This window comes from Nitrosospira sp. Nl5, from assembly GCF_900102495.1.
Taxonomy (GTDB): domain Bacteria; phylum Pseudomonadota; class Gammaproteobacteria; order Burkholderiales; family Nitrosomonadaceae; genus Nitrosospira.
Genome location: NZ_FMVQ01000007.1, coordinates 1 through 19,264, shown reverse-complemented (window position 1 = coordinate 19,264; position 19,264 = coordinate 1). Strand labels below are relative to the sequence as shown.

The 19,264-nt window shown below is 52.8% G+C and carries 16 protein-coding genes; 2 read left to right on the top strand and 14 right to left on the bottom strand.

Going from position 1 to position 19,264, the window contains the following annotated elements; translation table 11 throughout:
• Positions 1-213: 213 nt before the first annotated feature.
• Complete coding sequence (locus tag BLP45_RS08230; RefSeq protein WP_090371615.1) at positions 214-2,916, top strand: MGH1-like glycoside hydrolase domain-containing protein; 2,703 nt, start codon at positions 214-216, stop codon at positions 2,914-2,916.
• Between the two features lie 107 nt (positions 2,917-3,023).
• Positions 3,024-5,648, top strand: coding sequence for a DNA mismatch repair protein MutS (gene mutS / locus BLP45_RS08225; RefSeq protein ID WP_176754704.1), 2,625 nt, complete (start codon positions 3,024-3,026; stop codon positions 5,646-5,648).
• 114 nt (positions 5,649-5,762) lie between these two features.
• Here the strand turns inward: mutS and BLP45_RS08220 are convergent, their stop codons facing one another.
• From BLP45_RS08220 to rpsB, 14 genes are all read right to left on the bottom strand, one after another.
• Positions 5,763-6,242, bottom strand: a complete 480-nt coding sequence (locus BLP45_RS08220) for an FKBP-type peptidyl-prolyl cis-trans isomerase (RefSeq protein ID WP_090371613.1) — start codon at positions 6,240-6,242, stop codon at positions 5,763-5,765.
• A gap of 181 nt (positions 6,243-6,423) precedes the next feature.
• Positions 6,424-7,014 carry a ribonuclease HII gene (gene rnhB, locus BLP45_RS08215; RefSeq protein ID WP_090371611.1) on the bottom strand — a complete coding sequence of 197 codons (591 nt, stop codon included), beginning with the start codon at positions 7,012-7,014 and terminating at the stop codon, positions 6,424-6,426.
• 101 nt (positions 7,015-7,115) lie between these two features.
• On the bottom strand, positions 7,116-7,556 hold the full coding sequence (fabZ, locus tag BLP45_RS08210) for a 3-hydroxyacyl-ACP dehydratase FabZ (protein ID WP_090371820.1): 441 nt from the start codon (positions 7,554-7,556) through the stop codon (positions 7,116-7,118).
• Positions 7,557-7,662: 106 nt separating this feature from the next.
• Positions 7,663-8,190: an OmpH/Skp family outer membrane protein gene (locus tag BLP45_RS08205; RefSeq protein ID WP_090371609.1), complete on the bottom strand. Its 528-nt coding sequence runs from the start codon at positions 8,188-8,190 to the stop codon at positions 7,663-7,665.
• Between the two features lie 23 nt (positions 8,191-8,213).
• Positions 8,214-10,496, bottom strand: coding sequence for an outer membrane protein assembly factor BamA (gene bamA, locus BLP45_RS08200; RefSeq protein WP_090371607.1), 2,283 nt, complete (start codon positions 10,494-10,496; stop codon positions 8,214-8,216).
• A 15-nt stretch (positions 10,497-10,511) separates the two neighbouring features.
• Complete coding sequence (rseP, locus tag BLP45_RS08195; RefSeq protein ID WP_090371605.1) at positions 10,512-11,879, bottom strand: RIP metalloprotease RseP; 1,368 nt, start codon at positions 11,877-11,879, stop codon at positions 10,512-10,514.
• A 210-nt stretch (positions 11,880-12,089) separates the two neighbouring features.
• Positions 12,090-12,314 carry a hypothetical protein gene (locus BLP45_RS08190; protein WP_090371603.1) on the bottom strand — a complete coding sequence of 75 codons (225 nt, stop codon included), beginning with the start codon at positions 12,312-12,314 and terminating at the stop codon, positions 12,090-12,092.
• Complete coding sequence (gene ispC / locus BLP45_RS08185; RefSeq protein ID WP_090371601.1) at positions 12,289-13,476, bottom strand: 1-deoxy-D-xylulose-5-phosphate reductoisomerase; 1,188 nt, start codon at positions 13,474-13,476, stop codon at positions 12,289-12,291. Before ispC ends, BLP45_RS08190 begins: the two co-directional genes overlap by 26 nt.
• A complete protein-coding gene (locus tag BLP45_RS08180; protein WP_090371599.1) occupies positions 13,473-14,294 on the bottom strand; it encodes a phosphatidate cytidylyltransferase in 822 nt (273 codons plus the stop codon). The genes ispC and BLP45_RS08180 overlap by 4 nt, the downstream gene beginning before the upstream one ends.
• Positions 14,295-14,509: 215 nt before the next feature.
• On the bottom strand, positions 14,510-15,307 hold the full coding sequence (uppS, locus tag BLP45_RS08175; RefSeq protein WP_090371597.1) for a polyprenyl diphosphate synthase: 798 nt from the start codon (positions 15,305-15,307) through the stop codon (positions 14,510-14,512).
• A gap of 228 nt (positions 15,308-15,535) precedes the next feature.
• Positions 15,536-16,093, bottom strand: coding sequence for a ribosome recycling factor (frr, locus tag BLP45_RS08170; protein WP_090371595.1), 558 nt, complete (start codon positions 16,091-16,093; stop codon positions 15,536-15,538).
• A 171-nt stretch (positions 16,094-16,264) separates the two neighbouring features.
• A complete protein-coding gene (gene pyrH / locus BLP45_RS08165; RefSeq protein ID WP_090371593.1) occupies positions 16,265-16,981 on the bottom strand; it encodes a UMP kinase in 717 nt (238 codons plus the stop codon).
• Between the two features lie 9 nt (positions 16,982-16,990).
• The gene (gene tsf, locus BLP45_RS08160) at positions 16,991-17,899 is read right to left on the bottom strand and encodes a translation elongation factor Ts (protein WP_090371591.1); all 909 of its coding nucleotides are present in this window, start codon (positions 17,897-17,899) and stop codon (positions 16,991-16,993) included.
• 126 nt (positions 17,900-18,025) lie between these two features.
• Positions 18,026-18,760 (bottom strand): 30S ribosomal protein S2, encoded by a 735-nt coding sequence (gene rpsB, locus BLP45_RS08155; protein WP_090371589.1) that lies wholly within the window; start codon positions 18,758-18,760, stop codon positions 18,026-18,028.
• Positions 18,761-19,264 lie beyond the last annotated feature (504 nt).

Sequence of the window (19,264 nt, the reverse complement as noted above, 5' to 3'; positions counted from 1 at the left end):
ATTTCGTCGGTTTCGATCGTGCAATCTGTTGCGGTCCGCTACAGGCCGGCCGCCGTTAACCAGTTGCTGGCAGCGGTGCGGTTGAACCGTCCGGGTTTGTTTATCTTGAATCGTTCCGGCTGGACCGCTGATGCTTTGTCATCGGCGACCTGATGTGAAGCACGTCCGGCTTCGGAGACGCAGCAAGGGCAAAAGAAAAAGAGGAGTAATGACATGTCCAACCAACCGGATGCGGAGCAGCAGCGGCTGGAAAACCAGCGGCTCGCCACAGAAGATTGGCATTTATGGGGACCATATCTGTCCGAGCGTGCATGGGGAACCGTGCGCGAAGATTACAGTCCGGACGGCAATGCCTGGGAATACTTTGATCACGATCAATCCCGTTCTCGCGCCTATCGCTGGAATGAGGACGGATTGGGCGGCATCTCGGACAAGACACAGCAACTCTGTTTCGGGCTGGCGCTGTGGAACGGTAAGGACCCCATTCTCAAAGAACGCGCTTTCGGTCTCACCGGCAATCAGGGTAACCGCGGCGAGGATGTGAAAGAATACTATTTCTATCGTGACGCCACCCCTTCGCACGCCTGGCTTCATTATCTCTACAAGTATCCCCAGTCCGCGTTTCCTTATGCCCGGTTAATGGAGGAGAACGCGCGCCGCTCGCGTCAAGACCCGCCGTTTGGCCTGATCGATAGCGGGGCTTTCGCCGGGGGAAGCTATTGGGACGTGGAAATACTTTATGCGAAGGCATTACCCGAAGAATTGCACATCCGTATCGTCGTCAGCAATCGAGGGCAAAACGACGCTACATTATGGCTATTGCCGCAGCTCTGGTTCCGCAATACGTGGTCGTGGTCGGAGAAAGGCGCCAGGAAACCATTTCTGCACGCCATAGCCGCCCCTTGCGGCGCCGCGTGGGCGGTTGCTGCAAGGCACCCGGTGCTGGGGACATATAGTCTCTATGGGCAGCAGCGGGCCGGCGTGCTCTATACCGAGAATGAGAGCAACAGCTCCCGATTGTGGGGCTTGCCCAACGACGGACCTTATGTCAAAGACGCATTTCATCGCTACCTTGTCAATGGCGAGCAGGCAGCGGTGAATCCGGATCTGCAGGGAACCAAATTTGGCGCTGCCCACCAGCTCACGGTTGCATCGGGGCAGACCGGCACGATTGAACTGGTTTTATCGGCCACGCCCCTGGCTCAACCATTCATCCATCACGAACAGGTCTTTGCCCAGCGCCTCTCGGAAGCCGATGCCTTTTTTTTGGGCCTGCTACCGGAGGCTGCTGCAGAGGATCAGCATATCCTGCGCCAGGCATTGGCGGGCATGATCTGGAATAAGCAGTTCTTTCACTATGATGTGTCCGCGTGGCTGAAGGGTGACCGGGTGCCTCCACCACCATCGAGAAAACATGGGCGCAACCACAATTGGCGCCATCTCAAGGCGAGCCATGTGATTTCGATGCCGGACACTTGGGAATTTCCCTGGTTTGCCGCCTGGGATCTGGCTTTCCATTGTGCCGCGCTTGCGCTCATCGACGTGGATTTCGCCAAGGATCAAATCGAACTGCTGCTGCATGAAAATTATTTGCACCCCAACGGACAGATTCCGGCCTGTGAGTGGGCATTCGGCGACGTGAATCCACCGGTGCACGCGATGGGGGTCCTCAAGGTGTTCCGTGCGGAGCGCGTGCAACGTGGCAAGGGCGATATCGCTTTTCTCAAGCGTGTGCTGCACAAACTGCTGTTGAATCACACCTGGTGGATCAATCGCAAGGATGCCAACGGCACGAATGTGTTTGAAGGCGGTTTTCTCGGGCTCGACAACATCTCGGTATATGACCGCTCGCAGCCGCTGCCGCCTGGCTATTCGTTGAAGCAGGCCGACGCTACCGGCTGGATGGCGATGTTTTCCCTGCAACTTACCGTCATTGCGCTCGAAATCGCCGTTGAAGACCCGGCCTATGAAGACATTGCTATCCAGAGCTACGACCAATTCCTGGCGATTGGCAACGCCATTGCCGGGCATACCGGTGCGGGCGCATCGCTTTGGGACCGCAGGGATGGCTTCTTTAAGGATCTCCTGGTCAACCCGGATGGCACGGAAAACCGCATCGATGTTTATTCCTGGGTCGGCATTATTCCGCTGTTTGCCTGCGAGGTGGTGGATAAGCGATTGCTCGCGAATTGTCCGCGCTTTAACGCCCTGCTCCAGGAACACAAGGGTGGCATGTTTGATGGGAGCGTCATATGCGCGTGTCCGGTGCATACCAATGAGCGTGGCGAACATCTGCTGTCGCTGGTAACTGCCCCCATGCTCCTGAAAATGCTGCCGCGTATTTTCGACGAAGAGGAGTTCTTATCTCCCCACGGCATACGCAGCGTCTCCAAGCACCATGCGACAAACCACAATGCGGAACATATCCCCGGAATCGGCAACGCCTTCATCCGGTATGTACCGGGAGAATCCCACTCGCCCCTGTTTGGCGGCAACTCCAACTGGCGCGGGCCGGTATGGATGCCAACCAATTATTTGCTGGTTCAGTCTATCGAAAAGATGCATCGCTACCTGGGGGACGCATTTACTTTTCCGGCGCCGTGCCTGAACGGCTACGAGATAAATCTAAAATACGCGGCCACGCTGTTGGCCGAGCGGCTCGCGGATATTTTCCGGCGCGACGAATCCGACTTGATCCCGGCCTTTCCTGCAGATAGTCCGCATCAGACCGACCCGCATTGGCGGGAACTGCTGCTATTCCATGAATATTTTCACGGTGAAACCGGGCAGGGCCTGGGAGCTTCCCATCAAACGGGGTGGAGCGGGCTAGTGGCAAACCTGGTGATGCGCCGCTACCATCAGAACATTCCGGAATTCTGGAGGCAGCAAGAGGCTATCCACATATCGGAATCATAGCGGCCCGGCCACAAGCGCTCTCCGTAAATCATTTACTGCTACCGCAGCGGTACTTGATAAAGCAGGTAATGGATATCGCTGGCACCCTCATCAGATCGCGAACAATCATGCAGTCAGAAGGAAGTTTCTTGAACAAAGATCATACTCCCATGATGCAGCAATACCTGCGCATCAAGGCGCAGCATTCCGGCATGCTGATGTTTTACCGCATGGGAGACTTCTACGAACTATTCTTTGAGGATGCGGAAAAAGCGGCCAGGCTGCTGGATATTACATTGACGCGGCGGGGCACGTCGGCGGGGGAACCGATCAAGATGGCCGGCGTGCCTTACCATTCTGCCGAACAGTATTTGGCAAAACTCGTCGGGCTTGGGGAATCAGTGGCAATCTGCGAGCAGATTGGCGATCCCGCTACTGCCAAGGGTCCCGTGGAGCGCCGGGTCACCCGCATTATCACGCCAGGGACGCTGACCGATGCGGCGCTGCTGGAAGAAAAGCGCGAAAGCGTTTTGCTTGCGTTGCTCGTGCATGAAACAACGCTGGGATTGGCGTGGCTCAACCTAGCGGCGGGGCAATTCAGCGTGATGGAGACTTCGCCCGCTAATCTGGCGGCAGAGCTCGAACGTCTGAAACCTGCGGAAATTCTTTTGCCGGAATCGCTGGACACGCTTGCCGGTCTCAATGATGGGGGCACGCTTCAAAAATTGCCCCTTAAGCGTTTACCAGCATGGCAGTTCGATGTTCATGCCGCTGTTCACATTCTCTCCCGGCAATTTGAAACCCGTGATCTTTCAGGGTTCGGCTGCGACGGTTTGCATGCATCACTCGGCGCAGCGGGCGCGCTGCTGGAATATGCTCGCCTCACGCAGGGCACAGGTATCGTCCATATCAAGGCGCTACAGGTGGAGCGGGACAGTGCTTACGTGCGCATGGATGCGGCCACCCGCCGCAACCTGGAAATTTCCGAAACCATACTTGGCGCAACATCGCCCACTTTGCTATCGCTGCTTGATACGTGTTCAACCAACATGGGTAGCCGTTTGCTGCGGCACTGGCTACATCATCCGCTGCGCGACCGCGTGACCATTCAAAAGCGGCTCGATGGCGTATCGTTCTTAATCGGGGAAGCTGGATTGGAGCCGTACCGGCCGGTGCGCGAATCCCTGAGGCATGTGGCCGACATCGAGCGCATCACTGCCCGTATCGCGCTGGCGTCCGCCCGTCCCAGGGATTTATCGGGATTGCGTGACAGCCTGAAGCGGTTGCCCGATGCAATTGCCGCCATTGGCGCGCCAGCCAGCGAGCATATTGCTGCGCTGGCACGGCTGATGGTGCCGGATACGGCGCTTGTCGGACTTCTGGAGGCATCGTTGCGCGAAGAGCCAGGAGTTGTGCTGCGCGGGGGAGGAGTGATTGCCGATGGCTATGACGGCGAGCTGGATGATCTACGCGCCATCCAGAATAATTGCGGCGAATTTCTGCTGGCGCTCGAAGCGCGCGAAAAAACGCGCACCGGCATCTCGAATCTCAAAGTGGAATATAACCGTTTGCATGGTTTTTATATTGAAGTCACCCACGCTCACAGTGAAAAAATCCCCGATGACTATCGCAGAAGACAGACGCTGAAGAATGCTGAACGCTATATTACGCCGGAACTCAAGGCTTTCGAGGACAAGGCGCTGTCCGCTCAGGAGCGCGCGCTGGAACGAGAGAAATTTTTATACAATGCGCTACTGAACCTTCTATCGCCGTACATCGGCCATTTGCAACAAGTTGCCCGGAGTGTCGCTGAACTGGACGTTCTGGCTGCGTTCGCCGAACGCGCGCTCACGCTCGATTACATCTCACCGATTTTTACCGGCGAACCCCTTATCGAGATTGAGGCAGGGCGTCACCCGGTGGTTGAAAAACAGGTGGAGAATTTCATCGCCAACGATGCACGGCTCGGCGCATGCGACTCTGGCAGTGATCGCAGGCGGCAAATGCTCGTTATTACCGGCCCCAATATGGGGGGGAAATCCACTTATATGCGTCAAGTCGCGCTAATCGCGCTACTCGCCCACTGTGGGAGTTTCGTTCCTGCAAAAAGGATGCGCATTGGCCAGCTGGATCAGATTTTTACCCGTATCGGCGCATCCGATGACCTTGCCGGAGGACGCTCGACTTTCATGATGGAAATGACCGAGTCTGCCAATATCCTGCACAACGCCACTGCGCAAAGCCTGGTACTGATGGATGAAGTAGGACGCGGCACTTCCACCTTCGACGGTCTGGCGCTGGCATTCGGAATTGCCCGCCATTTGCTGGAAAAGAATCGCAGCTATACATTATTCGCGACCCATTACTTTGAACTGACGAGGCTGGTCGAGGAATTCGCGCAGGCAGTGAACGTGCATTTGCAAGCGGTGGAACACAAACACCATATTGTATTCCTGCATGCGGTCAATGAGGGACCCGCAAGTCAAAGCTACGGCCTCCAGGTAGCAGCGCTGGCCGGTATACCAGAGCCGGCGATCAAAGCAGCAAGAAAATACCTGGTGAAACTTGAGCAGGAAAGCGTGGACAGGCAGCCGCAACGGGATTTGTTTTCAGAAGCAGCCCACATGACGAAAGAAACCTCACAAGAGCACACCGTTCTGACGCTGTTGCGCGCAATCGAGCCGGACGAATTAAGCCCGAAACAAGCGCTGGAAAAACTCTACGTACTGAAAAACTCGGTTGGGAAAGAATAGCCCGCAGCGGCAATCCCTGCGTTACGCCGCCACGATCGCGAATCCATCTATCCGCTTTAAATTACCGGGTGGTTGAAGCAAGCAAGAAGGAGTTACAGCAGAGGTCCGGGGAAATCAATGTTCATGCCCATGAGCCCCGTGAGCATGACCGTGGGAAAGCTCCTCTGCGGTAGCGGGACGTACCTCGGTAACCGTACAATCGAAACGCAAGGTCATGCCGGCAAGCGGATGATTGCCGTCCACCACCACTTTGTCTTCGGCGATATCGGTTATCGTGAAGATTAAGACCTCATCGGAGCCTTCCTCACCACCTTCAAACTGCATTCCGACCACGACGTCGTCCGGGAAGGCATCGCGCGGCTCCACGCGTACGAGTTGACTGTCATACTCGCCAAAAGTGTTTTCCGGCTCCATGTAAACGGAGCAACTATAGCCGACCTCCCTGTTATGCAGCTTCTCTTCCACCATTGGAAAGATTCCGTCATAACCACCGTGCAAATAGCTGATCGGTGAACTGGGTTTCTCCATGACTTTACCAGCCGAGTCCGACAACTCGTAGCTGAGTGACACCACCATGTCTTTTTCGATACGCATAATATTCAATCTGTAATTTAAGTTATTGCAATAATCGTCACGATCAGCCTAAACATTTCTTGTATTGTTTTCAACACACCGCCGGACTCACAGTTTCGCTGGGGGAATTTCAATGACTGGGGGCAAGCATTATTACATTAGTAATGATGAAAGGGAATAAAGTTCCTTCCCACATAAGGGATTAAACTTTACCATTGGGCATCACATCCCGGACGGGTGCAAAACTGCGCCGATGCACGACCGACGCGCCGTGAACACGTAATGCCGCAATGTGTTGCTCCGTCGAATACCCTTTGTGCCGGTCAAAGCCATAGTGTGGGAAGCGCTTATGCAATGCCACCATTTCAGCGTCCCGCGCCGTCTTTGCAATAATGGAAGCGGCTGAAATTTCCGGTATCAGGCTATCGCCTCTGACAATAGTGCTTACGGGAAACTTCAGGCGAGGACGATGATTTCCGTCCACCAGTATTCTGTCGGGAATAAATGACAGGCGTTCGACCGCGCGTTTCATCGCCAGCAAGCTCGCCTGCAGGATATTTAACCGGTCGATTTCTCTAACCGATGCTGAGGCGATGGCCCACGCCACCGAATATGTCTTGATGGCAAGGGTCAGGCTATTGCGCTTATCCTCGCTGAGTGTTTTCGAATCCGCCAGCCCCTCAATTTTATAGTCCGGATTGAGCACCACGCAGGCAGCGAATACCGGTCCTGCTAGCGGTCCTCTGCCAGACTCATCCACACCGCAAATCCAGGTAAACCCCTCGACCGGCATTCCTGACTCCCCATTTTCGATCTCTGATTGCAGCGCTTTAACACGTGAAAGACTGCTGGCGTCCTAACTTATGTGAACGATTGCCGTGGCGCTTAATCCGGCTACGGCTGCTTGCTTCGCACGGTGCACATCAACTCGGCCTCGGTAACGATGCGGCCTTCCACTTCCGCCTGAGTGGAGTATTTCCAGATTCCGATTCGCTGCCGCTCTATTGTTGCCTTGAGTATCAACTGGTCCCCTGCCTGTACCGGCTGCTTGAAACGCGCCCGATCTATGCCGACAAAATAATATATGGAATTTTCATCGGCTTTCATATTCATGGTTTTGAGAGTTAAAATCGCCGCGGCCTGCGCCAGTGCTTCAATAATCAGTACGCCCGGCATAACCGGATGATGAGGAAAATGACCGGCAAAGAAAGGCTCGTTAATGGTCACATTCTTGAGCGCGGCGATATTTTTTCCTGGTTCACAGGATAGAACCCGGTCTACCAGCAGGAAAGGATAACGATGAGGCAAATATTTCAGAATTTCGTGGATATCCATGGTGTTCACGATTTCTTCCTTTAATCTTTGATATCTTTTTCTATCATTATGTGCAGGCAGTAATTACGTCTTTCGCGGACAATTACCTTGAACATGAAGGGTATTGCTACTTATCGGCCAGCGCCTTGATAACCTTGTCGGTAATATCCATGCGCTGACTGCGGTATACCAGGTCCCGCAGCGGCAGTATCAGATCGTATTTCTCTGCTTCTGCGATGATCTGAATCGCTTTGCTGGCGCTCAGTTGCAGCGTGGCAACTTCATCGTTCTGGCGCAGGCTCAGATCTTCGCGCATCTGCCGTTGGGCACGCTGGTATTCGCGATTAAGATTGGCTAGATCGCGCTCCTTGTTGCGCCGATCCGCTTCCGGCATGGTCTTGCCGTCTTTTTCCAGCAACTCCTGAAGGGCCTTCGCCTGCGAAGCCATCTCCTTGATTTCCTTATCCCGCGGGAGGAATTCCTTTTCTATTTTTTTCAATGCCCTGACTGCCGGCGCCGATTCGGCGAGAATTCTCTCGGTATCGACAACACCGATCTTGATATCATTTGCGTAGGCGCCAAAGGACCCGCTAACGGACGCAAGAACGATGCAGGCCGCCGTTAAGGTTCGTCGCCATTGAAACTTGTGTTTCACTTTTATCTCCCGATTGTTCGTTTTTAGAACTGCTGCCCAAACTGAAACTGAAATCGTTGTAAATTGTCGCCAGGCTGGTTGTTGATCGGTTGTGCGACGCTGACTTTGAGCGGCCCCATTGGAGAAATCCAGGTCACAGCGATTCCTGCGGAATAGCGCATCCCTTCCTGCTCCGGTCTTGCCCCGCCACTGCCCCATACCGTGCCACCGTCCAGAAAGGTGCTCAGCCGCACTGATCTGTCATTCTTCATGCCGGGCATGGGGAACAGTATCTCGACATTGCCCACTGTGCGTATATTGCCTCCCAGCGCTCTATTATTATCGTCACGAGGACCTAGCGAGCTGATCCTGTAGCCGCGAACCGAGGTATTGCCACCGGCAAAGAAGTTCTTGAAGAACGGCAGCTCTTTTCCGTTATAACCATCCCCGTATCCCAACTCCCCTTTCAACATAAGAGTGAAAGTATCCGAGAGAGGATAATACCAACTGTGGTCATAACTCACTTTGTAATAAGTGAGATCGACGCCAGGCATGCCCGCTTCGGCAAATACTCTCTGCGTATGGCCTGAGGTCGTCCAGATAGCGCTGTCACGGCCGTCGCGCCGCCAACTGACCGTTAAAGGTATATTGTTGGTACTTTCTCCGAATTTATTTACAAAATCGATATTACGTTGCGGACTGTTGGGACCAAGTTCGATGACCGTATTTTCGGCTCCCAGCCCGACCTGGACACTATCATTTTCGTTAAGCGGAATGCCGACGCGGAAATTGGCGCCGGTGGTATCGGTATTAAAGTTCATCACCGACTGCAGTGAACTTGTGTTAAGAACGCGCTTGTAAATATCGAATCCTCCCGTTACTCCATGACGGGTAAAATAAGGGTCGGTATACGATAGTGAATAAACCTTGTTAACGCGGCCGGTATTGACCATAAGGTTGACAAATTTGCCAGTGCCGAATATGTTGTCCTGGGCGACCGAACCGCTCAATATTATACCTTCCATGTTGGAGTAGCCCGCGCCAAACATTACAGCACCGGTGGCCTTTTCCTTGACCTGGACATTGACGTCAATTTGATCGGTGGTATTGGGAACGGCTGGCGTTTCCACGTCGACAGCGAGAAAATAATTCAGCCTGTCTATGCGTAGTTTGGAACGGTTGATCTTGGAGGTTGAATACCACCCCCCTTCGAACTGACGCATTTCCCGGCGAATCACCTCGTCGCGAGTGCGATTATTGCCGGTGATGTGAATGCGCCTTACATAAACACGGCGGCCGGGATCGATAAAAAACGTAAACCCTACTTGTTGTTTTTCTTTGTCCAGTTGCGGCGACGCATTGACATTGGCAAACGCATAGCCATCATCGCCAAGGCGGTCGGTAATGAGCTTGACGGATTCAGTCAACCGCTCCCGTGAGAAGACGTCCCCGGATCCCAGTTTTATGAGCTTGCGCAACTCCTCTTCGGGCAACAGCAGTTCACCCGCAAGCTTGATGTCGGAAACCTTGTATTGAGGTCCCTCGACAATATTTACCGTGATGTAAATATCCTGCATGTCGGGAGTGATTGATACCTGGCTGGATTCAATGCTGAATTCCAGGTGGCCGCGATTGAGGTAATAGGTGCGCAGCGACTCCAGATCGGCGGATAACTTCTGCTTCGAATATTGATCTTCCTTGGTGAACCAGGTCAATAACCCAGGCGTTCTCAATACGAACGCGCTCAGCAGGTCCTTTTCCTTGAAAGCTTCATTGCCAACGATATTGATCTTGCGAATCTTGGCGGTTTTTCCTTCATCCACCTGAAAGTTGATTCCCACGCGATTACGGTCAAGCGGTGTCGTCGTAGTGGTGATTTTTACCGCGTATTTGCCGCGGCTCAGGTACTGCTGCTTCAATTCCTGCTCGGCCTTGTCCAGCATGGAGCGGTCAAAGATGCGTGATTCCGCCAGGCCGGCCTGCTTCAAACCTTCTTTCAGTTTATCCTTCTCGAATTCCTTGGCTCCGACAATGGTGATCTGGGCGATAGCCGGGCGTTCTTCCACCACCACAAGAAGCACGCCATTTTCGGATTCCAGCCGCACATCCTTGAAAAAGCCGGTAGCATAGAGGGCCTTGATGGAAGCCGCGGCCTTTTCGTCGTCGAGCACGTCCCCCACCTTCACCGGTAAATAATTGAACACCGTTCCCGCTTCGGTGCGTTGTATGCCCTCCACCCGAATGTCCTTAACTACGAACGGCTCGCGCGCCCATGACACCGAAGCGCATAAGACAGCAGCAAGCGCCACGAGATATTTGACTTTCATACTTGACATTCATACTTAACCGGAGATGAGCCGACTGACATCGTTATATATGGCGAAAGCCATCAGGGTAAATAACAATACCATCCCGACCTGCTGGCCAATCTCGGTGGCTCTGGAAGAAAGCGGACTGCCTTTGACAATTTCGACCACATAATACATTAAATGCCCTCCGTCCAGTATGGGGATGGGCAACAAATTCAGCACTCCAAGACTGATGCTGATGAGCGCAAGAAATCCGAGATAAGAAGCAAGCCCCATTTGCGCCGACTTACCCGCATAGTCGGCGATTGTAATAGGCCCGCTCACATTCTTCCATGAAACTTCCCCCGCCACCATTTTCCATAGCATCCGCAGCGTGAATACAGAAGTTTCCCATGTTTTCTTGATTGCCAGGATCATGGCCGTGCCGGCTGGATAGTTGACTTCTATCAGGAGTTTTTCCAGTTCATCATGATCAATTTGCGGCCCAATCCCGATTTTTCCGGTCTTTTCTCCATTTTCGTTAATCGTATCGGGAATCACCTCGATGTCGATAGCCGTTTTGTCACGTTGAATCTCCAGCACTAATGGGATTCCGGGACTGGCTTTTATCTTCTCTACCAGCTCTTCCCAAAGAGTAATCTCCCTACCGTTTATCGCCAGGATCTCATCCCCCGCCAGCAAACCGGCGCGGCTGCCGGCGCTATTAGGAATGACTTGAGCAATAATGGGTTTTATTGGTGGCAGATAACTGCTCAGGCCGATCTTCTTCAGAAAATCTCCATCCAGGTCGTCAGCATCAATGCGGCTTAAATCCAGCTGATGCCGGATTGTTTCTCCGCTCTGGCCAAGAGCTTCCACGGTAACGGCGGGCGATCTGTCCACCGCATGCGACAATAGCAGCCAGCGGACGTCCTGCCACGACGCAATAGGTTCGGTTCCGATTTTTGTTATGGTCTCGCCCATCTCGAAAGCCGCAAAGGCGGCGGGTGTTGCGGGAGTTACCGGCCCCAGAATCGGCTTCATACCGCTGACACCCACCATGAATAGCAACCAATAAAGCACAATTGCCAACAAAAAATTAGCAATTGGACCTGCCGCGACGATTGCGAACCGAGGTGCAACCGGCTTGCGGTTGAATGATCGCATCAAATCCTCGGGCGGGACTGCATCTTCACGCTCATCCAGCATTTTGACGTAACCGCCAAAGGGAACGGCAGCAACCACCCATTCGGTTTGATCTTTTCCCCAGCGCTTGCTCAACAAAGGTCGGCCAAACCCGACTGAAAAACGCAGCACCTTGACTCCACACCAGCGTGCCACCAGATAATGGCCGAATTCGTGAAATACAATCAGCACACCCAAAGCCACCACAAAAGCAATTATTGTAAAAAAGAATGTCATACCGTTGCCCCATGTCTGCAATCGTGAGCCAAAAGGGGTTTCAGCAAATTGACGATATGCGTTGTCCTCTCGTGAAGAAGGAGATCAAAACAGCAGAGACGGGAAGAAACGGTCAACTGGGCTATCGAGTATGGCGCGAGCAAGGGCGTGTAGACCAGTTGCGATGAATTTACCAGCCGCTTGCGGGCATTCCGCCCGCTGCTCCTGATATCAGTCATGGTCGCACACGGCGAGAGAAGGTATATTGCGCTTGAAATCCTTGCCACGGTTTGGGTTACGTCCACGTCGCCCCACCACCTTGTTTTTGGCCTGCAAGGTATCCATTCCGCATCCGGCAGTTGGACGGATTATATGCAACGGCTGGTAGCGGGCGCCGATGGCGCGTCCGAAGGCCAATGATTCCGGCAATTTATACCAAGCATGCCAGCCATTCATGGGCGGCTTCACGCGCTTCGCTATCCGCTGTCAATACATCGTTAAGCGTGGCGATTTCCTTGCGGAAAACTGTTCGCATGACTTCTTCAATCATGGCTGGAATCGCGGTAAATGGCATCCGGCATTTGAGAAAAGATTCCACCGCCACTTCATTTGCTGCATTGAGTATTGCCGGCGCGCTACCCCCGGCGGCCAACGCCTGGTATGCAAGCCTCAGACATGGAAAGCGCTTAAAATCGGGTGCTTCGAAATCGAGCCGGGCCACTTTGAACATATCCAGCGACGCCACTCCAGTTTCGATTCGCTCCGGAAAACCTAGGGCATGCGCAATTGGGGTTCGCATATCAGGATTGCCAAGTTGTGCCAACACCGAACCATCCACATATTCAACCATGGAATGAATAATGCTCTGCGGATGGATGATTACCTGGATTTGATCGGGAGCGGCATCAAATAGCCAATGTGCTTCGATGACTTCCAAACCCTTGTTCATCATTGTGGCCGAGTCCACCGAAATCTTCCGCCCCATGACCCAATTGGGGTGGGCGCAAGCCTGTCCCGGCGTTACTTCTCCCAGCGAGCTTAACGATAATTGCCGGAATGGCCCGCCTGACGCGGTCAACAGAATGCGGCGTACCCCGACCGCTCCCAGATCCCCTGAAAAGTTCTGCGGCAGCGACTGGAAGATAGCATTGTGTTCGCTGTCTATCGGCAGCAAAGTGGACCGATTGTGTTTGACCACATCCATAAAAATCCGCCCGGCCATAACCATCGTTTCCTTGTTGGCAAGGAGCACACGCTTCCCTGCGCCAGCGGCAGCAAACGTAGGACGTATACCGGCGGCTCCGACAATCGCCGCCATCACCGTATCCACCTCGGGAAGCGACGCCACTTTCTCCAGCGACTCGATACCGGATAGCACTTCAGTGGCAAGGCCGGCCGTGCGAATTTCTGCCTGTAGCCATTCGGCGCCTGCTGCATCCAGCATTACCGCATAGCGCGGTTGGAAGCGACGGCATTGTTCCAGTATTTTTTTTGCATTGTTATTGGCGGTCAGGGCAACAACATGAAACCGGTCAGGATGACGTGCAACCACATCCAGCGTATTCACGCCGATGGTACCGGTAGAACCAAGAATGGTGAGATGACGAACGGCTTTCATAGTTGAGTCTGTAAAAATAGAAGTGACAAAACAGCGATAGGCAGGGTTGAGGTGAGCGCATCGATACGATCAAGTATACCACCGTGGCCGGGCAAAATATTTCCGCTATCCTTTACCCCGGCATGGCGTTTCATGAGGGATTCGAATAAATCGCCAATAATGCCCATCATCGCAAGCACCAGCAGCAATGGCGCCAGTAACGTGATGCGCGCCTCTTCTCCGACGACGAGACTCCATGCCAGCGCATAAATAGAAACCGCGACTAGCGCTCCCGCTACACCCTCCCAAGTCTTGCCGGGGCTGATACTCGGCGCAAGCTTATGTTTCCCCAGCGCGCGCCCGGTAAAATACGCGGCAGTATCCGAAATCCAAATGGTAGCCATGAAACCTAGCAGGAGTAGCGGATTAATGGCTCGCAACTGGTACAGGGCGAGGCAGGTCGGCAATAGCAGTAGCCAGCCCGTTAACGCCAGTAAGACCGGGTTCTTGAGTGGGCGGTTTGATTTCAAAAAAAAGGGGACGACCAGCATCCAGAAGGCCAGCGAACCGGCATAAAGCCACAGAAATGACCTGCTATATGGATCGGCCAAAACTTTTTCGCTCAATAAGAATAGAAGTTCTCCTCCCAGTATTACGGTTAATAGCAGATAAGCGATAGTGTAGGGAGTGGAAAATTTTGCAAGCGTGCTCCATTCCCGTGAGCCAGCCACTGCCAGCGCAAGTAGCAATACCATCCAGAAAATTGCCGATAAGTAAAACAATGCTGCCAAAAAAAAGAATAACAAGGTGGCGGCGGTAAGAATCCGGGTCTTAAGCATGACGGGAAAAGTCTGGGCAAAAAATATTACCGGGGAGGAAATTATAGAAGCCGGGAACCTCTCGGACTTGAAGAATCGAAGCGAAAAGTTGACTGGGAGAGGATCGGTTCTGAGGGTTTTGAAAGGCTAATAGTTGTTCTATTAGCTGGAAAAGCGGTGAAACATGGAGCGGCCAGATGCTTTTACAGCCGATTTCCTTCGAGTCCGACAAACTGCTACGCCGTTCTTTTGGCGGCAATTTCTCTTCCCTCATGGGGAGGCTGTACTATTTGAAGCTGTTCACTGGTGCGTCCAAAACGGCGCTCTCGTTTCTGATAGGATTGAATGGCGAGGTTAAGTGCGCGGTCATCAAAATCCGGCCACAGGGTATCGGTAAAATACAGCTCCGTATAGGCCAATTGCCATAGTAGAAAATTGCTGATGCGCTTTTCACCACCGGTGCGGATAAACAGATCAGGCTCGGGAGCATAGTTCAATGCAAAATATGGCATCAAGTCTTTTTCGTCGAAACAGGTTGCCAATTCAGGGCGCTGTCCCAGCATTTTGCGAATCGCTTGCATGATATCCCATCGTCCGCCGTAATTGGCTGCGATGGTTAGTGTAAACCGCGTGTTAGCCGCAGTCAGCGTCTCTCCTTTACGAATAAATTCGACGATATTAGGCTCGAATTTTGACAAGTCACCGATTACTTTGAAGCAGATACCGTTCTCGTGCAGCTTGGCAACCTCCTGCTCTAGGACGGTGATGAAAAGTTGCATGAGAAAAGTGACTTCATCTGCCGGCCTGCGCCAGTTTTCGCTGCTGAAAGCGAATAAAGTAAGATACTCCACACCGCGCTCAACACAGGCCTTGATAGCGGTTCGCACCGTCTCCACCCCGCGTTTATGCCCTGCCACGCGGGGCATGAAGCGGTTTTTCGCCCAGCGGCCATTGCCATCCATGATGATGGCAATGTGCCGGGGAATCATGCCGGTTTCGGGTATTTCGCGCGTTGAGCTGGTGGTAAGAGGCATGGAAGGTTCAGTTGAGTTAAGAGCGTCTCAAATCTAAAATTGCGGATATCCGCTTCGCGAGTAGCTGCTTTACCCAGCGTTGTTGCAAGTACTTCGTTTTCCCAGAAATAATTTTTAAACAAGTATCTGCGGTATATTTTTTGCCCACCTCCGTCGGGAGCGAGTCGGCGGACGAGCGCCAACGCCTTTGCCGGGAGGACAGCTGGATTGGTAGCCGGACGCCTGACATCAGATTGCCATCAATTCTGCTTCCTTGGTTTGCAGCAGCTTGTCTATCTCCGCGATGTGACGGTCGGTAAGTTTCTGAATCTCATCCTGGCCACGGCGTTCGTCATCCTCCGCGATCTTTTTCTCCTTGAGTAACTCCTTCAAATGGGCATTCGCGTCGCGGCGTACATTGCGCATCGCTATACGGGCGGTTTCAGCTTCATGCTTCACTATTTTAGTTAAGTCGCGGCGGCGTTCCTCGGTAAGTGGTGGCATGGGTATCCGAATCATCTCGCCCACGGTTACGGGGTTCAATCCCAGGTCGGAATTGCGAATCGCTTTTTCAATCGCGCTCAGCATCTTTTTTTCCCAAGGCGCAACCGTGATAGTTCGAGCATCCGCCAAGTTCACATTGGCCAACTGATTTATGAGCGTGGGGGCGCCATAATAGTCGACCGTGATATGGTCCAGCAGACCGGTGTGCGCCCGGCCGGTTCGTACCTTGCCCAGATCCAGTTTCAGTGCCTCCAGGCTTTTCTGCATTTTTTGTTCAGTGGACTTCTTAATATCGGCGATCATAATCCTAAATCCGGAAGTTGGACGGGATGACGCAAAAGTCTTATTAAATCATAACACCAAATTGAAAAATGAGCGGTCGACCGCCAGATTCAGGAAAATGTACTGACGACAAAAAAGGCGAAATGAACGCACAGATTCTTCTTTGTTAAAATTTAAGACGGCAAGAGAAATTCAAACCTGCACCAGCGTCCCCTCGTCTTCACCCATCACTACCCGTTTCAATGCGCCGGCCTTGAAGATGCTGAATACATTGAGCGGCAGCTTCTGATCGCGGCACAAAGTCAATGCGGTAGCATCCATCACCTTCAGGTTCTGAGCGATAGCCATATCAAATGACAGGTTCTGATAGCGAATGGCGTTTGGATTTATCTTGGGATCAGTAGTGTATACGCCGTCCACCTTGGTCGCCTTGAGCACGATATCCACGTTCATCTCCATTCCGCGCAATGCGGCCGCTGTATCGGTGGTAAAGAAGGGGTTGCCGGTACCAGCGGCAAAAATTACTACTTTCCCCGCCTCCAGGTAGCGTATGGCTTTACCGCGAATATATGGTTCCACCACTTGATCAATACGTAGCGCGGATTGAACCCGACTTATCAGCCCACTGCGGCGCATGGCATCCTGCAGTGCCAGGGCATTCATGACTGTAGCCAGCATACCCATATAATCGGCGGTGGCCCTATCCATACCATCTTCAGCCGAAGTCATGCCGCGAAAAATGTTGCCCCCGCCGATGACGACAGCCACTTCGACGCCTAGCTGGCTCACTTCCTTGATTTCTGTGACAATTCGCTCAATGACGACGCGATTGATGCCGTAACTATCGTCACCCATCAGGGCCTCGCCGGAAAGCTTCAGCAGAATACGTTTATAAGCGGTGGTCGTCATGGCATATCTTTAGTTTGATTGCGAGGCCTTGTCTTCTTTGATCTGGCTCACTTGGGCCATTACCTCGGCAGCGAAGTCGCCAGACTTCTTTTCAATACCCTCCCCTACAACGAACAAAGTAAACCCATTAACTTTGGCGGATTTTGCCGCAAGCAGCTTTTCCACCGTTTGATCCGGGTCCTTGACAAAAGGCTGGCCGAGCAGTGTCACTTCAGCGAGATATTTCGCGATACGGCCATCTACCATTTTTGCAACGATATCGGCAGGCTTTCCGCTTTCCGCCGCTTGCGCGGTATAGATCAGTCGCTCACGTGCCAATAGATCGGATGAAACCTGCTCTCTTGAAACGCAAATCGGCTTGCTAGCCGCAACATGCATCGCCAAATCCTTACCCAGCGTCTCATCACCGCCGGTGTAGTCAACCATTACACCGATTTTCGCACCATGCAGGTATGAAGCAAGACGTCCCTGGGCCGCATGACGCGCGAAGCGGCGTATACTGATATTTTCACCCAATTTCATTACCAGGGCTTTTCGAAGCTCATCCACATTTTTGCCATTTGGCAAGGTAGCGACGCCCAATCCTTCCGTATCCGTCGGACTTTTCATTGCCACCAACTTTGCGAGGTCGCGGGTGAAATTGATAAAATCCTCGTTTCGGGCAACGAAGTCGGTTTCGCAATTGACTTCCACCAACGCTCCGCTCTTGCCATCAGGTGCGACATACGCTCCTATCATGCCCTCCGCCGCCAGGCGCGTGGCGGCCTTGCTCGCCTTGGCGCCGCTCTTGATCCGCAACAGATCCTCTGCCGCTTTCATGTCTCCGCTGGTTTCGGTCAACGCTTTTTTGCACTCCATCATCCCCAGACCGGTCATGTCCCGCAACTCCTTTACCATTTGCGCGGTAATATCCGCCATACTCTCTCCAAATACAAAATTAGCTAAAATGCCTCCGCTACCCACGCTCGGGCGAGGCTCTGTAGAATCAGCGCGACTGGAAAAAGAAAATGCATGCACCCCTATCTGCGCTTGCTGCGTATTCGATTACTCTTCCGCTGCTATAGTCTCGTCCGCTTCGTTTCTGACGATTTCCTGGACAATCTGGTTGCGCCCCTCCAGAATGGCATCGGCCACGCCGCGCGCATACAAGCGTATCGCCTGGCTGGAATCGTCATTGCCGGGGATTACGTAATCCAATCCCTCAGGACTATGATTGGTATCTACGACACCAATTATCGGAATACCGAGTTTTTTGGCTTCGGTGATCGCACCTTTCTGATACCCCACGTCAATCACGAACATGGCATCGGGAATTCCCTTCATGTCCTTGATACCGCCCAGGCTGCGATTCAGCTTTTCCAGTTCGCGCTGGATATCCAGCGCTTCCTTCTTGGAAAGCTTGTCGAGAGTGCCATCTTCCGCCATTGCTTCCATTTCATGCAGGCGTTTGACGGAAAGTTTTATCGTCTTGAAGTTGGTCAGCATCCCGCCGAGCCAGCGCTGATCAACGTAGGGCGCACCGCAGCGGAGTGCTTCCTCACGCACGATATCGCGCGCCTGCCGCTTGGTGCCAACGAATAGAATATTGCCCTTGTTAGCCGATAGCTGACGCACGTATTTCATCGCGTCCTGATACATCGTCAAGGTTTTTTCCAGATTGATGATATGAATCTTGTTACGATGGCCAAAAATATACTGGGCCATTCTTGGATTCCAGAAACGGGTTTGATGTCCAAAATGGACGCCCGCCTCGAGCATTTGTCGCATGGTTACTGACATGAATTTCTCCTCTAGGGTTGAGCCTCAATCCGCCATAGTCGCTCTACCGGAGAGCACCCTTGGAATTGACGGATTTGCGAATTTAATCCGGTCACGGTAACGGGAAAGTAGCCGTAAGTCCGGATTAGCGCTGGATTATATCATTTTTGCCGCGGCTCGCTCAATTTGAACGCTTGAAGTATCAACATGCCCCACGCCTATCAAATAAAAATTGCAATGAGAATAAAGAGTGGATAATCGGAACAGTGAAATCAACTCGATTATGTGTGTCATCGTACATACTGCAGTTGCCAATTGCGGGAAACTGGATGCTGAAATACGCATATTTTCAATGACAAAAAGGAGTGAACCATGGCAACTGATACCACCAACAAAACGGGTGAGGCACAAGCTGAGGCAAGAAACGCGGTGAATCATGCAGGCAGGGCGACACGCAAGGCAGGCGAAGCCGCCAGCGACGAGCTCTCCAACCTGAAAGCCGATCTGGACGACCTGATCTCCCGT